This is a genomic window from Pseudomonas sp. NKUCC02_KPG (assembly GCF_019345465.1).
GTDB lineage: Bacteria > Pseudomonadota > Gammaproteobacteria > Pseudomonadales > Pseudomonadaceae > Aquipseudomonas.
In genome coordinates, this window is sequence record NZ_JAHKRC010000005.1 from 1 (window position 1) to 12991 (window position 12991).

General features: G+C 57.2%; 13 protein-coding genes. 3 read left to right on the top strand and 10 right to left on the bottom strand.

Features of this window, described 5'->3' with window-relative positions; translation table 11 throughout:
* Window positions 1-1146: 1146 nt before the first annotated feature.
* On the bottom strand, window positions 1147-1416 hold the full coding sequence (locus tag KO536_RS07895; protein ID WP_219261615.1) for a short-chain dehydrogenase: 270 nt from the start codon (window positions 1414-1416) through the stop codon (window positions 1147-1149).
* Window positions 1417-1840: 424 nt separating this feature from the next.
* Window positions 1841-2428, bottom strand: a complete 588-nt coding sequence (locus KO536_RS07900) for an ACP phosphodiesterase (protein WP_133077704.1) — start codon at window positions 2426-2428, stop codon at window positions 1841-1843.
* Window positions 2429-2583: 155 nt separating this feature from the next.
* Here KO536_RS07900 and KO536_RS07905 point away from each other — a divergent pair, with 155 nt between their 5' ends.
* The 3 genes from KO536_RS07905 to KO536_RS07915 are packed head-to-tail and all read left to right on the top strand — an operon-like array spanning window position 2584 to window position 5134.
* A complete protein-coding gene (locus KO536_RS07905) occupies window positions 2584-2886 on the top strand; it encodes a helix-turn-helix transcriptional regulator (RefSeq protein ID WP_019822239.1) in 303 nt (100 codons plus the stop codon).
* Between the two features lie 11 nt (window positions 2887-2897).
* Window positions 2898-4064, top strand: a complete 1167-nt coding sequence (locus tag KO536_RS07910; RefSeq protein WP_133077705.1) for an MFS transporter — start codon at window positions 2898-2900, stop codon at window positions 4062-4064.
* Window positions 4065-4084: 20 nt separating this feature from the next.
* Window positions 4085-5134, top strand: coding sequence for an alkene reductase (locus tag KO536_RS07915; protein WP_133077706.1), 1050 nt, complete (start codon window positions 4085-4087; stop codon window positions 5132-5134).
* Window positions 5135-5761: 627 nt separating this feature from the next.
* Here KO536_RS07915 and rpoS read toward each other — a convergent pair.
* From rpoS to KO536_RS07955, 8 genes are all read right to left on the bottom strand, one after another.
* Window positions 5762-6766 (bottom strand): RNA polymerase sigma factor RpoS, encoded by a 1005-nt coding sequence (rpoS, locus tag KO536_RS07920; protein ID WP_046810484.1) that lies wholly within the window; start codon window positions 6764-6766, stop codon window positions 5762-5764.
* A gap of 106 nt (window positions 6767-6872) precedes the next feature.
* Window positions 6873-7700 (bottom strand): peptidoglycan DD-metalloendopeptidase family protein, encoded by an 828-nt coding sequence (locus tag KO536_RS07925; RefSeq protein ID WP_133077708.1) that lies wholly within the window; start codon window positions 7698-7700, stop codon window positions 6873-6875.
* A 209-nt stretch (window positions 7701-7909) separates the two neighbouring features.
* Window positions 7910-8545 (bottom strand): protein-L-isoaspartate(D-aspartate) O-methyltransferase, encoded by a 636-nt coding sequence (locus KO536_RS07930; protein WP_219261723.1) that lies wholly within the window; start codon window positions 8543-8545, stop codon window positions 7910-7912.
* A gap of 41 nt (window positions 8546-8586) precedes the next feature.
* The gene (gene surE / locus KO536_RS07935; RefSeq protein ID WP_219261616.1) at window positions 8587-9336 is read right to left on the bottom strand and encodes a 5'/3'-nucleotidase SurE; all 750 of its coding nucleotides are present in this window, start codon (window positions 9334-9336) and stop codon (window positions 8587-8589) included.
* Window positions 9324-10382: a tRNA pseudouridine(13) synthase TruD gene (gene truD, locus KO536_RS07940; RefSeq protein ID WP_219261617.1), complete on the bottom strand. Its 1059-nt coding sequence runs from the start codon at window positions 10380-10382 to the stop codon at window positions 9324-9326. Before truD ends, surE begins: the two co-directional genes overlap by 13 nt.
* A complete protein-coding gene (gene ispF / locus KO536_RS07945) occupies window positions 10379-10852 on the bottom strand; it encodes a 2-C-methyl-D-erythritol 2,4-cyclodiphosphate synthase (protein ID WP_095001325.1) in 474 nt (157 codons plus the stop codon). The genes truD and ispF overlap by 4 nt, the downstream gene beginning before the upstream one ends.
* A 62-nt stretch (window positions 10853-10914) precedes the next feature.
* Window positions 10915-11757, bottom strand: a complete 843-nt coding sequence (fghA, locus tag KO536_RS07950; RefSeq protein WP_374105698.1) for an S-formylglutathione hydrolase — start codon at window positions 11755-11757, stop codon at window positions 10915-10917.
* Window positions 11758-11849: 92 nt separating this feature from the next.
* Complete coding sequence (locus KO536_RS07955) at window positions 11850-12962, bottom strand: S-(hydroxymethyl)glutathione dehydrogenase/class III alcohol dehydrogenase (RefSeq protein ID WP_219261618.1); 1113 nt, start codon at window positions 12960-12962, stop codon at window positions 11850-11852.
* Window positions 12963-12991 lie beyond the last annotated feature (29 nt).

The following is a 12991-nucleotide window of genomic DNA, read 5'->3' on the forward strand; positions in this document are numbered from 1 at the left end:
TATGGGCATTCGTGGTGCTCAGGTAATCGAGTGGCTACAAATGCGTCGCAGACGTCACAAAACCTTGCGCAAAACCCCGTAGTCGCTGACGAGGAACGAAGGCTGCGTTCGCTTTGGTGCGCCACTGCGACGCAGCAGTCGTAAAACCGGACACAGCGATCGTTCAAGTAAATCCCGGACTCAGGTTTACGGTCGCTTCGCAACCGGACGCAGCCTCGCACGGCTCGTCAGCGACTACAGATTGAGCCGCGCGCACTTACACCAACTCCGGCACTGTTATGGGCATTCGTGGTGCTCAGGTAATCGAGTGGCTACAAATGCGTCGCAGACGTCACAAAACCTTGCGCAAAACCCCGTAGTCGCTGACGAGGAACGAAGGCTGCGTTCGGTTTGGTGCGACACTGCGACGCGGCAGTCGTAAAACCGGACACAGCGATCGTTCAGGTAAATCCCGGACTCAGGTTTTACGGTCGCTTCGCAACCGGACGCAGCCTCGCACGGCTCGTCAGCGACTACAGATTGAGCCGCGCAGACTTACACCAACTCCGGCACTGTTATGGGCATTCGTGGCGCCCAGGTAATCGAGTGGCTACAAATGCGTCGCAGACGTCACAAAACCTTGCGCAAAACCCGTAGTCGCTGACGAGGAACGAAGGCTGCGTTCGCTTTGGTGCGCCACTGCGACGCAGCAGTCGTAAAACCGGACACAGCGATCGTTCAGGTAAATCCCGGACTCAGGTTTTACGGTCGCTTCGCAACCGGACGCAGCCTCGCACGGCTCGTCAGCGACTACAGACTGAGCCGCGCACACTTTCACCAAACAGGCCGGCCGGTCGGCCGCCTCGGGGCACAGTGCTTTTGAACTGCCCGCCCCTTCGGGAGGCCGAGAGGAGGTTCTGCGCAGTGGGCATCCCGGCATGGATGCCGGGAGAGCCGTGTTGGGCCAGGGATGGCCCGTCACGGCGGGCCCACGGAGCGGGACCGGAACGAGGGAACCTGAGCGAAGCGAAGGCCGTACGCTGGGGCGAGGACTTTTTGGTTCCTTTTTGGTCCTTCAAAAAGGGACTCGCTGTAAGAGCGAAACCAATATTCCAGTTAAACGCTGATGCCGGATATGTACTCAATACATCAGTAATAAAAACGGTATCAAACAGGCCGCAAGCGCCAGCCCAAGACATCAAGCATGTCACAACCGTCGCGCAGCAATTGCGCCGAAACCGTGGCCAGGTGTTTGAGGTCGACAGAATCGGCCTGCTGCACTTCGCGGGCGGAGAACATTTCCATCAACTGGGTGACGGCCAGAACGCGGGCGACGGCGTTGGCGTGAAGTACGTCCAGGGGCGCGTTGCGGTCGATCAATAAGGCGGGGATGGTGCAGTCGATAGCGGTGAGGGGGATAAACTGGGAATGAGTCATAAGTAAACCTCTGATGCTATATGTAATAGCCATCCGTTTTCGTCGCCAAACAAAAACAGGTGGCCGCTGTACGCGGGTTGGCGAACCGGTCATCCCCAAAACCCGGCAGACCCGAAGGTCTCCCACGTACAGCCGCCATAAAACACAGCGCGCAAAATACACGCTCCGCCATATATAGCAATTGCACATATTTTTGAAAATGTTCCAAGTCGCCAAACCCGGTCGCCTTATCGGCGAGCACCGACTATAGGCCGCGCACCAAGCACCAGCAATTGCCAACCCTGTGCGAAAAATCCCGAAAAAACGTGAGCGTTAAACAACGCGGGCAATCCCATGGCCAAGGGAAATCGAGTCCACATCAATGCACGTGTCAACATAGGGTTTTTGCTGCTGCTTCGCAGCAGATCGCAGCCTTCGGCAGCGACTACAGAGATCCCTGCCGGTAGCAGCCCGCTGCAAACCCCTGCAACTGCGGATAAAACAACCGGAAATCCTCACTCAACGGCTCATACAACGCCTTTAAATCCTGCATCGCCCCCGCCAGCTCTTCGGGGCGCGACAGACGCCGCGCAATCCCGTTGAACACCTGCTCCAGCACATCAAAATCCCGGTACGAACCCAACCAGTCATGGGCCGCCATGTGCGGTGCGATACTGGCCAGCCTGCGCGGCAACTGCTGCTCAGCCACCAGCACGCGATAAAAATCCGAGGTAAAACGCTCCAGCGGCCCCTCGGCATACTGCCCCCAGTCCCGGGCCAGGCAGTGGTCGAAAAACACATCCAGCACGATGCCGGCATAGCGCCTGCGGGTGCGGGTAAAACGCGTCAACGACTGATCAACCAACGGGTGATTGTCCGTGAAGACATCAATGCTGCGATGCAGTTGAATCCCGTGTTCAATCTCGGGGCTGTACTGACCGTGCAGCCGACCTTTGACGAAATCGCCATAAAGACTGCCAAGTAATTCTTCAGGACGCTGGCCGCCCAGGTGCAGATGTGCGAGATAATTCATGGCGCGCAGTTTAGCACTGCCACACCAATATCGTTATAACCCGATATACCGATTTGAACTGACCTAAGATCAAATCCATATTTGTATATCGCGATATAACGATTTAAAGTTCGCCTCATCGCGATATAACGTTGTACCCATTGAGCACTGCCACCATGCCGATCGACCTCGACGAAATAATAAAAGCCCTGGCACACCCAGTACGCCGAGAAATTCTCAACGCACTCAAAAACCCTGATGCTTCGTTCCCTGACCAAATCCACTCCACCGAACACGGTGTGTGCGCCGGGCAGTTTGATCAACTCTGCGGCCTGTCGCAGTCGACGGTCTCTGCCCACCTGGCAACGCTACAACGAGCGGGCCTGATTACCAGTCAGAAGCACGGCCAGTGGCACTTCTTCAAACGTAATGAGGAAACCATCAAGGTCTTCCTCGAAAAAATCAGCCAAGAGCTTTAACAAGGACTTCCATGCCACTCTCGCTACTCATTCTGGCGCTCAGCGCTTTCGCCATCGGGACCACCGAGTTCGTGATCATGGGCTTGCTGCCTGATGTAGCAGCCGATCTTGGCGTATCGATCCCGGGTGCGGGTTGGCTGGTGACCGGTTACGCGCTGGGCGTGGCCATCGGTGCTCCGTTCATGGCACTGGCCACGGCCAAGTTGCCGCGCAAAGCCGCTCTCGTCGCCTTGATGGTGATCTTTATCATCGGCAACCTGCTCTGTGCCCTGGCCAGTGATTACAACGTGCTGATGTTTGCCCGTGTCGTTACAGCCTTGTGTCACGGTGCGTTCTTCGGCATCGGCTCGGTCGTGGCTGCAGGCCTGGTACCAGCCAACAAGCGCGCTTCGGCGGTAGCACTGATGTTTACCGGCCTGACCCTGGCCAACGTGCTGGGCGTTCCCTTGGGCACCGCTCTGGGGCAGGCCGCAGGATGGCGTTCAACGTTTTTTGCAGTCACCGTGATTGGTGTCGTGGCGCTGATCGGCCTGATCCGCTTTCTGCCCGCCAAGCGTGACGAAGAAAAACTCGACATGCGTGCCGAACTGGCCGCACTCAAAGGCGCCGGGATCTGGCTTTCCCTGAGCATGACTGCGCTGTTTTCCGCGTCCATGTTCACCCTGTTCACTTACGTAGCGCCCCTGCTCGGTGATGTCACCGGCGTATCGCCAAGCGGCGTGACCTGGACCTTGCTGCTGATCGGCCTTGGCCTGACGGTAGGCAACATCATCGGGGGCAAGCTGGCGGACAAGCGCCTGGCCGCTACATTGATCGGTGTTTTTATCGCGATGGCCGTGATGTCGACCGTACTGACCTGGACCAGCGTCGCCGTGATCCCGACCGAAATAACCCTGTTCCTGTGGGCCGCCGCTTCGTTTGCCGCCGTACCGGCGCTGCAAATCAACGTCGTGACCTTCGGCAAGGCCGCACCCAACCTGGTTTCAACCTTGAACATCGGCGCTTTCAACGTCGGTAATGCGCTGGGCGCCTGGGTCGGCGGCAGTGTCATCGCCCACGGTTTCGGCCTGACCAGCGTTCCCCTGGCTGCTGCAGCGCTGGCGATTCTGGCACTGCTGGTCACCCTGATTACTTTTCGCCAGAACGGCAATGCCGAGCTGGCAACTGCCACACATTGATCCCTGAGAGGGCTGCATAAATGACCACGATTTTTGATCCGATCAAGCTGGGTGATCTTGAACTGCCCAACCGCATCATCATGGCTCCGCTAACCCGCTGCCGCGCCGATGAAGGTCGGGTTCCCAATGCGCTGATGGCTGAATACTACGTTCAGCGCGCCTCTGCGGGCTTGATCCTGAGCGAAGCAACTTCGGTGACGCCGATGGGCGTCGGCTACCCCGACACCCCAGGAATCTGGTCCAACGACCAGGTCCGCGGCTGGACCAACATCACCAAGGCAGTACACGCTGCCGGTGGCCGGATCGCTCTGCAGTTGTGGCATGTCGGGCGCATCTCGCACCCGATGTACCTGAACGGCGAAGCGCCAGTCGCCCCAAGCGCCATTGCCGCCAAAGGCCATGTCAGCCTGGTTCGCCCCAAGGTTGAATACCCGACACCTCGCGCACTGGAAACGGCCGAGATCGCCGATGTTGTAGAGGCCTACCGCACAGGCGCAGAAAACGCCAAGGCTGCCGGCTTTGATGGTGTAGAGATTCATGGCGCGAATGGCTACCTGCTCGATCAGTTCCTGCAAAGCAGCACCAACAAGCGCACCGACCAGTACGGTGGCAGCGTGGAGAATCGCGCTCGCCTGTTGCTTGAAGTCACCGACGCAGCCATCGAAGTCTGGGGTGCTGGCCGGGTTGGCGTGCATCTGTCGCCACGGGCCGACCTGCACGATATGGGTGACGACAACCTGGCTGAAACCTTTGGTTATGTAGCCCGCGAACTGGGCAAACGTGGCATTGCGTATATCTGCGCCCGTGAGCACGAAGCAGCAGACAGCCTCGGCCCACAACTCAAGCAAGCCTTTGGTGGCCCATACATCGCCAACGAAAGCTTCACCAAGGACAGCGCCAATGCATGGCTCGCTGCGGGCAAGGCAGATGCCGTAGCCTTCGGCGTACCTTTTATCGCCAACCCGGACTTGCCTGCACGCCTGAAGGCCGATGCGCCACTCAATGAAGCACACCCTGAAACCTTTTATGTGAAAGGTCCTGTGGGCTATATCGACTATCCAGCGCTGTAAGTACTGAACCGTCGGCCTGCAGAAACAGGCTGGCTGGCACCACAACGCAAAACGCCCGAGGTCTGTGACCTTGGGCGTTTTGCGTTGCACGATTCGGTAAAGTGTTTTTCGCGAGTCTTGAGGCTCTAAAGCAGCACACCCGGTTATTATTCAGGCAAAAAAAAGGGGCGGTTTGACCCGCCCACATTTTTTCCCTAGTCCCTTTTTTCCTTCTCATCATCCTGATGAATCGCATCCCGCGATGTCCGTCTGCGTTCTTCCTTGAGCGCCGTGTCGATCCGTCGACACAGTTCAAATACTAGAGTTTTATAGGATTGCTGCAAGCGCATCAGTTATAGATTTTTATTACACAGCCTCTTTGGACTTGTATTAAAAAACCTTATTTTTCATTGAGTTATGAAAACAATGAAGTAAGAAAAAGGTGCTTGCCTGACCTATTTAAGCCCTTGGCTTACGTGAAAGGTAAGTAAAGGCTTACAGCACTACGCAGATAATAATCAATCTTGTCCGTGACATCCCATTTCCAAACAAACCGATAAGGCACAAGACAAAACGGCAATCGAAACATTTTCCATCACACACAAAAAACCCCGAAAAGCTCGGGGTTTCAAGTCAGCCTGTTGTGAGTTACTGGAACAGCGACTCACTCGACAGACCGTTGCGTTCAAGGATTTCCCGCAGGCGCTTGAGACCCTCGACCTGGATCTGGCGCACGCGTTCACGTGTCAGACCGATTTCCAAACCTACATCTTCAAGGGTGCTGCTTTCATGACCACGCAGCCCGAAACGGCGAATCACCACCTCACGCTGCTTGTCTGTGAGTTCAGACAACCACTGATCGATACTTTGCGACAAATCATCGTCCTGGAGCAGCTCGCAAGGATCTGTAGGACGATCATCGGTAAGGGTATCAAGCAGCGTTTTGTCTGAGTCAGGGCCTAGAGAAACGTCTACCGAGGACACCCGCTCGTTGAGCCCAAGCATGCGCTTGACCTCTGCGACAGGTTTTTCGAGCAGATTGGCGATTTCTTCAGGGGAAGGTTCATGATCGAGCTTTTGCGTGAGTTCACGCGCAGCCCGTAGATAGACATTGAGTTCTTTAACGACATGGATCGGCAAACGGATGGTGCGGGTCTGGTTCATGATCGCCCGTTCAATCGTTTGGCGGATCCACCAGGTGGCGTAAGTCGAGAAGCGAAACCCTCGTTCCGGGTCGAATTTCTCGACGGCCCGAATCAGTCCCAGGTTGCCCTCTTCAATCAGGTCAAGCAACGACAACCCACGATTGACGTAGCGACGTGCGATTTTCACCACCAGCCGCAAGTTGCTTTCAATCATGCGTTTTCGCCCGGCGGGATCGCCACTTTGCGACAAACGAGCAAAGTGGACTTCTTCTGCAGGGGAGAGCAACGGAGAGAAGCCTATTTCATTGAGGTACAGCTGGGTCGCATCGAGCGCCCGCGTGTAGTCAATGTACTTATGCTGTTTTGTAGCGGGTGCTTTTTTGGACTTGGTTCGAGCTGTAGGGGTTGAATCGTCTTCTTCTGACATCAAGTCGCTGTCGATGTTGGAGTCCATAAGGAGCACCTCATCGTCGATGTCAAACCCCGGCGCTTCTTTGTTGAGAGCCATTGCTATAGTCCTTTGATGAGTTCGACCTCAAGCTCAAGCATCGCCCAAGTCCTTGGCAACGCTGGAGCCTGTTCCTTATCCACATCAGGAACAGGCTGGTAAGCGATCAACGGCGAGGAAGGAATTGCAATGGATCTACAGGTTTACCTTGACGGCGAATTTCAAAGTGAAGCTTCACCCGGTCTGTACCAGTTGACCCCATTTCGGCAATTGTCTGTCCGACCTTGACCTGCTGCCCCTCCCGAACCAACAGCCTACGGTTATGGCCGTAAGCACTGACGTAGGTATCGCTGTGTTTGATGATGATCAGTTCGCCGTAGCCCCTCAATCCACTGCCAGCGTATACAACCGACCCATCAGACGCAGCTAAAACAGGCTGTCCCAAATCACCGGCGATATCAATACCTTTATTCAAACTACCGTTTGAAGAAAATTTGCCGATCAAAATACCGTTCGAAGGCCATCCCCAACCCTTGGGTGCGGGGCCTGCTGGCAGCGGCGCGGCGGCTGCCGGCGCAGCTGCGACAGTGCCGGTACGCTTGATAACCGTGGTCTTGCTGCCCGCAGAAGACGAAACCACGGTGCTGGTCGTGCCACCTGCTGGCTGGCTCCCAGAGCGTCCGTCAAAACGAATCACCTGGCCTGGGACAATGGTGAACGGGGCGCCAATATTGTTACGGGCGGCCAGAGCCTTCCAGTCCCAGCCGTAGCGAAAAGCAATCGAAAACAAGGTATCGCCACGACGTACGGCGTATTGCCCTGTGGTCACTGCCGGACGCTGGGCTACCCCGTTACGGTCAACGACATTTACGCCACTTTTGGGGCTGCTGGAGCACGCGGCCAACAATGCCAGTGTGGCACTCAGGAACAGACCGACCACCAGCCTCTGAAGGCTTTTGCTGCTCATACGCTGCGCAATGACTGTGAGACTCACCCGCCGCTCCCTTTGAAGATGGCTAAATAGTAAAACGCCAGTACTGGCCATGGTTTAGCGCAAGTATAACTGGCTACAGGGCTTTTACAGACTGCAAAGCCGAATCATAAACACACTGTATAAAATATAAACAAACACTGGGCAGGGCCCGGGTGACGGGCTTTATGACCCGCAGCTCACCCTATAATTCACCTGACGCCAATAAAGACTCAGGCCAGCGGCCCGTTAAGCAGTGGCACAAAGCGCACATTACCGATTACCCGTCGGGCAAAGCCGTGCTCTTCGCGTACGATCAACATCAACTGCTGGACCTCTCCCGCACCGACCGGGATCACCATGCGTCCACCGGGGGCCAGTTGGTCGAGCAATGCCTGAGGCACATCGGTCGCGACGGCCGTCACGATGATGCCGTTGTAAGGCGCCAGCGCAGGCCAGCCTTCCCAGCCATCGCCCCAACGGAACACCAGGTTGCGCAGATTGAGTTCAAGCAATCGTTCCTTGGCCCGATCCTGCAGCACCTTGATGCGCTCGACCGAGAATATCCGTTCAACCAGCTGCGAGAGCACGGCGGTTTGATAACCCGATCCGGTGCCGATCTCCATCACCTTGTCCAACGGCCCGTCCTCAAGCAGCAGCTCGCTCATGCGCGCCACCATGTAAGGCTGAGAGATGGTCTGGTTATTGCCGATGGGCAGCGCCGTGTCTTCGTATGCCCGGTGGGCCAAGGCTTCATCCACAAACAAATGACGTGGCGTGCGGCGAATGACCTCAAGCACGTCCTGGTTAACGATGCCCTCTTCACGCAGGCGCTGGATCAGCCGCTCTCGTGTGCGCTCAGAGGTCATGCCAATGCCACGGTGCATCATGCCATCCTGCTCGCGCGCCATCAGCCCATGCCCTCCAGCCAGTCATTCAGGCTTTTGAAACCATCCCCAAAGGTGCGATCCAGTTGCAGCGGCGTGATCGACACATACCCCTGCATCACGGCATGAAAGTCGGTGCCCGGACCGCCATCTTCGGCGTCACCTGCCGCGGCAATCCAGTAACCGGCCTTGCCTCGCGGATCAACCACCCGCACCGGCGCCGCAGCGCGTGCCCGATGCCCGAGGCGGGTCAGTTGAATGCCGCGAATTTTCTCGAGCGGCAAGTTGGGAATATTCACATTGAGGACCGTACGCGGCGGCAAGTCCAGCGATGCGTGGGCTTCAAGCAGCTTGCGGGCAAAAAAAGCCGCAGTCGCCAAGTTGTCCACCTGGCGCGACACCAACGAAAAGGCAAAGGATGGACGATCCAGAAAACGCCCCTCAAGTGCCGCCGCTACAGTGCCGGAATACAACACGTCGTCACCCAGATTGGCACCCAGGTTGATACCTGACACCACCATGTCCGGTTGCGGCTCCAGCAAGCCGTTAAGGCCCAGGTGCACGCAGTCGGTGGGTGTGCCATTAATGCTGATAAAGCCATTGGCCAAGGTGTGTGGATGCAGGGGACGATCCAGGGTAAGCGAACTGCTCGCCCCGCTTTTGTCTTGATCCGGGGCAACCACCACGCACTCGGCGTAGTCGGCCAGCGCACCGTAGAGCGCAGTCAACCCCGGGGCTGTGACCCCATCATCGTTTGAAATCAGAATACGCATAGGCTATCCGCTTGATCCAAAGGCACCAGATCAACAAGCTCGCGCACCAGAACAGTGGCGAAGCATCCGGCCGGCAGAACAAATTCCAGTTGCAGAATGTCAGGCTGCGGATAATGCCACGTCAATCGTCCAATGGGCAGTCGCAGGATACGTCGCTCATGGCTCATGCCTGCGCGAACCAGCCAGTCACGCAATTGGGCTTCACGCTCTGCAATCGACTGCTCCAGCGCATGGGTCACGCCGGTGGTCGGTGACTCACCCTCGCCCCACTGGGGGCCGGTGGGGTGCAGATCGAGAATAGCCAGCCGCGGATCGCTGCATTCAGCCTCGCCTGCCGGGAAAAAACTGCGACTGTCGGTAAAGGCCAGCAAATCGCCGACCTGTGCCCGCTGCCAGCTACCATCCGCCACCCGTGCGGCCAGCACCTGATTGAACAGATAGCTGCGGGCAGTGGATAACAGACGCGAGCGAACGTTGCGCTGCTCGGGCAAGGCCTTGCGCGCAGCATAGTCACGCGCCTCGCCCACATTGCCACCCTGCCAGCCGAAACGCTGGGTGCCGAAATAGTTCGGCACACCCTGTTTGGCGATCAGTTCAAGGCGTTGCTGCAGCGCGTCCTTGTCCCCGGCCAGTTGCGTCAGGCGCAGTGTGAATCCGTTGGCCGCATGGGCACCACGCTGCAATTTACGTTTGTGGCGTGAGGTCTTGAGAATTTTCAGGGTGTCGTTTTCAGCGCCCGACAAGTCAGGGTCTGCCTTGCCCGGCAGCTGCACGCTGAACCATTGGCGAGTTAACGCCTGGCGGTCCTTGAGGCCCGCGTAACTGACCGTGCGCAAAGGCACGCCCGCCGCCTTGGCAATGCGACGCGCTGCTTCTTCGGTATTCAGGCCACGCTTTTCAACCCACAACCACAGGTGCTCGCCGTCCCCGGACAGCGGTATATCAAGCACCTCGTCGACTTGAAAGTCTTCAGCCGTCGCTTTGAGCACGGCACTGCCCAATGCCTCGCCGTAGGCCCGAGGGCCGAGCAGATCCGACTCGTTCATGAGCGAACCAACAACGCAATGGAATGCACCGCAATACCTTCTTCACGACCCACGAAGCCAAGCTTTTCGGTGGTCGTGGCCTTTACGTTTACCTGGTCCAAGTCAACCTCTAGATCCGCGGCAATCAGCGCACGCATCGTTTCAATATGCGGCGCCATTTTTGGCGCCTGGGCAATGATGGTGTTGTCGACATTGCCGACTTTCCAGCCCTTGGCATGGATCAGACCCACGACATGACGCAGCAGGACACGACTGTCAGCGCCCTTGAAGGTCGGATCGGTGTCCGGGAAATGTTTGCCTATATCGCCAAGCGCCGCAGCCCCCAGCAAGGCATCGCTGAGGGCATGCAAAAGCACATCGCCATCAGAATGGGCCAGCAGCCCGAATTTGTGGGAGATCCGCACGCCGCCCAACGTAATGAAATCGCCTTCAGCGAAACAGTGCACATCATAGCCGTGGCCAATACGCATAAAAAAACGCCCCGATTAAGTCAGGGCGTGATTCTACCTACTTTGACCAACATTGGGCGCTATTAGCTCAGTGCATTGGCGTGATGACGCAAGTGGTCATCGATGAAACTTGCGATGAAGAAATAGCTATGGTCGTAGCCTGGCTGCAGTCGCAGGGTCAGCGGGTAGTCGGCCAGTTTGGCAGCCTGCTGCAGCACCTCAGGCTTGAGCTGGACAGCCAGGAAGTCATCCCGATCACCCTGATCAACCAGCAGCGGCAGTTTTTCGCGCGTTTCGCCAATCAACACGCTGGCATCCCACTCACGCCAGCGAGCACGTTCCTCGCCCAAATAGTTGGAGAACGCCTTTTGCCCCCATGGGCAGTCCATCGGATTACTGATCGGCGCGAAGGCTGACACCGACTGATAGCGTCCTGGATTGCGCAATGCACAAACCAATGCCCCGTGCCCGCCCATCGAGTGCCCGCTGATACCGCGCTTTTGCGAAGCGGGAAAATGCGCTTCGACCAAAGCCGGCAACTCCTGCACTACATAATCGTGCATCCGATAATGCTGCGCCCAAGGCTCTTGCGTAGCGTTCAGGTAAAAACCTGCACCCAATCCAAAGTCCCAGGCGCCCTGCGGGTCATCCGGCACACCTTCGCCACGGGGGCTGGTGTCCGGCGCCACGATGATCAGCCCCAACTCGGCGGCCATTTTCATTGCACCTGCCTTGTGCATGAAATTCTCGTCGGTACAGGTCAAGCCAGACAGCCAGTAGAGCACCGGCAACTTTGCCCCCTGCTCCGCCTGCGGCGGCAAGTACACGGCGAATACCATGTCGCAGCCCAGCACTTCAGAACGATGCTTGTAACGCTTGTGCCAACCGCCGAAGCTTTTTTGGCAGGAGATATTTTCCAGTGTCATGGGCAACTCCAGACCGCAAGCAAAACACCCCACCTGTGGGAGCAAGCCCGCTCCCACACGTGTTTAGCAGTGTTTAGACTTACCGCTGTTAATTAGAAATGGATGACGGTACGAATGCTTTTGCCTTCATGCATCAGGTCAAATGCCTTATTGATATCTTCCAGGCCCATGGTGTGAGTAATGAAGGTATCCAGCGGAATCTCGCCGCTTTGCGCCATGTCGACATAGCTCGGCAGTTCCGTACGACCACGCACGCCACCAAACGCCGAACCGCGCCAGACGCGACCGGTCACCAACTGGAATGGACGGGTGGAAATTTCCTGGCCTGCACCGGCTACGCCGATGATCACAGACTCGCCCCACCCTTTGTGACAGCATTCCAGCGCCGCACGCATCAAATGCACATTGCCAATGCATTCAAAGGAGAAATCGACACCCCCATCCGTCATGTCGACGATCACTTCCTGAATCGGGCGATCGAAGTCTTTCGGGTTGACGCAATCGGTCGCACCCAACTGCCGGGCGATTTCAAACTTGGCCGGGTTGATGTCGATGGCAATGATCCGTGCAGCCTTGGCTTTCACCGCACCGATCACCGCGGACAGGCCAATGCCGCCCAGACCGAAGATGGCCACGGTGTCACCCGGCTTGACCTTGGCGGTGTTGAGCACCGCGCCGATCCCGGTCGTCACGCCGCAACCCAGCAAGCAAACCTTCTCAAGCGGCGCATCTTTCTGAATCTTGGCGACCGATATTTCCGGAAGCACGGTGTATTCAGAAAAGGTCGAAGTCCCCATGTAGTGGAAAATCGGCTGACCCTTGTAGGAGAAACGCGTAGTGCCGTCCGGCATCAAGCCCTTGCCTTGGGTCGAGCGAATCGCCTGGCACAGGTTGGTCTTGCCCGACAGACAGAATTTGCACTGGCCGCACTCGGGTGTGTACAGCGGGATGACATGATCACCGACCGCAACGGAGGTAACGCCCTCGCCAATCGCTTCAACGATGGCGCCGCCCTCATGGCCCAGGATCGACGGGAAGATGCCTTCCGGGTCCGCGCCTGACAAGGTGTAGGCATCGGTATGGCAAACACCCGACGCCACAACCCGCAGCAGCACTTCGCCAGCCTTGGGCATGGCAACGTCAACCTCTACGATTTCCAGGGGCTTTTTGGCCTCGAAAGCTACGGCAGCACGTGACTTGATCATCGATCGTCTCCAGCAAAGTAAAAACAAGA

What these genes read in the sequence shown, in the direction of transcription:
- fghA (WP_374105698.1), bottom strand. Translation starts at nt 11,757, where the DNA reads ATGACACTGGAAAATATCTCCTGCCAAAAAAGCTTCGGCGGTTGGCAC.
- truD (WP_219261617.1), bottom strand. Translation starts at nt 10,382, where the DNA reads ATGAACGAGTCGGATCTGCTCGGCCCTCGGGCCTACGGCGAGGCATTG.
- KO536_RS07905 (WP_019822239.1), top strand. Translation starts at nt 2,584, where the DNA reads ATGCCGATCGACCTCGACGAAATAATAAAAGCCCTGGCACACCCAGTA.
- KO536_RS07915 (WP_133077706.1), top strand. Translation starts at nt 4,085, where the DNA reads ATGACCACGATTTTTGATCCGATCAAGCTGGGTGATCTTGAACTGCCC.
- KO536_RS07930 (WP_219261723.1), bottom strand. Translation starts at nt 8,545, where the DNA reads ATGACCTCTGAGCGCACACGAGAGCGGCTGATCCAGCGCCTGCGTGAA.
- KO536_RS07900 (WP_133077704.1), bottom strand. Translation starts at nt 2,428, where the DNA reads ATGAATTATCTCGCACATCTGCACCTGGGCGGCCAGCGTCCTGAAGAA.
- ispF (WP_095001325.1), bottom strand. Translation starts at nt 10,852, where the DNA reads ATGCGTATTGGCCACGGCTATGATGTGCACTGTTTCGCTGAAGGCGAT.
- KO536_RS07955 (WP_219261618.1), bottom strand. Translation starts at nt 12,962, where the DNA reads ATGATCAAGTCACGTGCTGCCGTAGCTTTCGAGGCCAAAAAGCCCCTG.
- KO536_RS07895 (WP_219261615.1), bottom strand. Translation starts at nt 1,416, where the DNA reads ATGACTCATTCCCAGTTTATCCCCCTCACCGCTATCGACTGCACCATC.
- KO536_RS07910 (WP_133077705.1), top strand. Translation starts at nt 2,898, where the DNA reads ATGCCACTCTCGCTACTCATTCTGGCGCTCAGCGCTTTCGCCATCGGG.
- rpoS (WP_046810484.1), bottom strand. Translation starts at nt 6,766, where the DNA reads ATGGCTCTCAACAAAGAAGCGCCGGGGTTTGACATCGACGATGAGGTG.
- surE (WP_219261616.1), bottom strand. Translation starts at nt 9,336, where the DNA reads ATGCGTATTCTGATTTCAAACGATGATGGGGTCACAGCCCCGGGGTTG.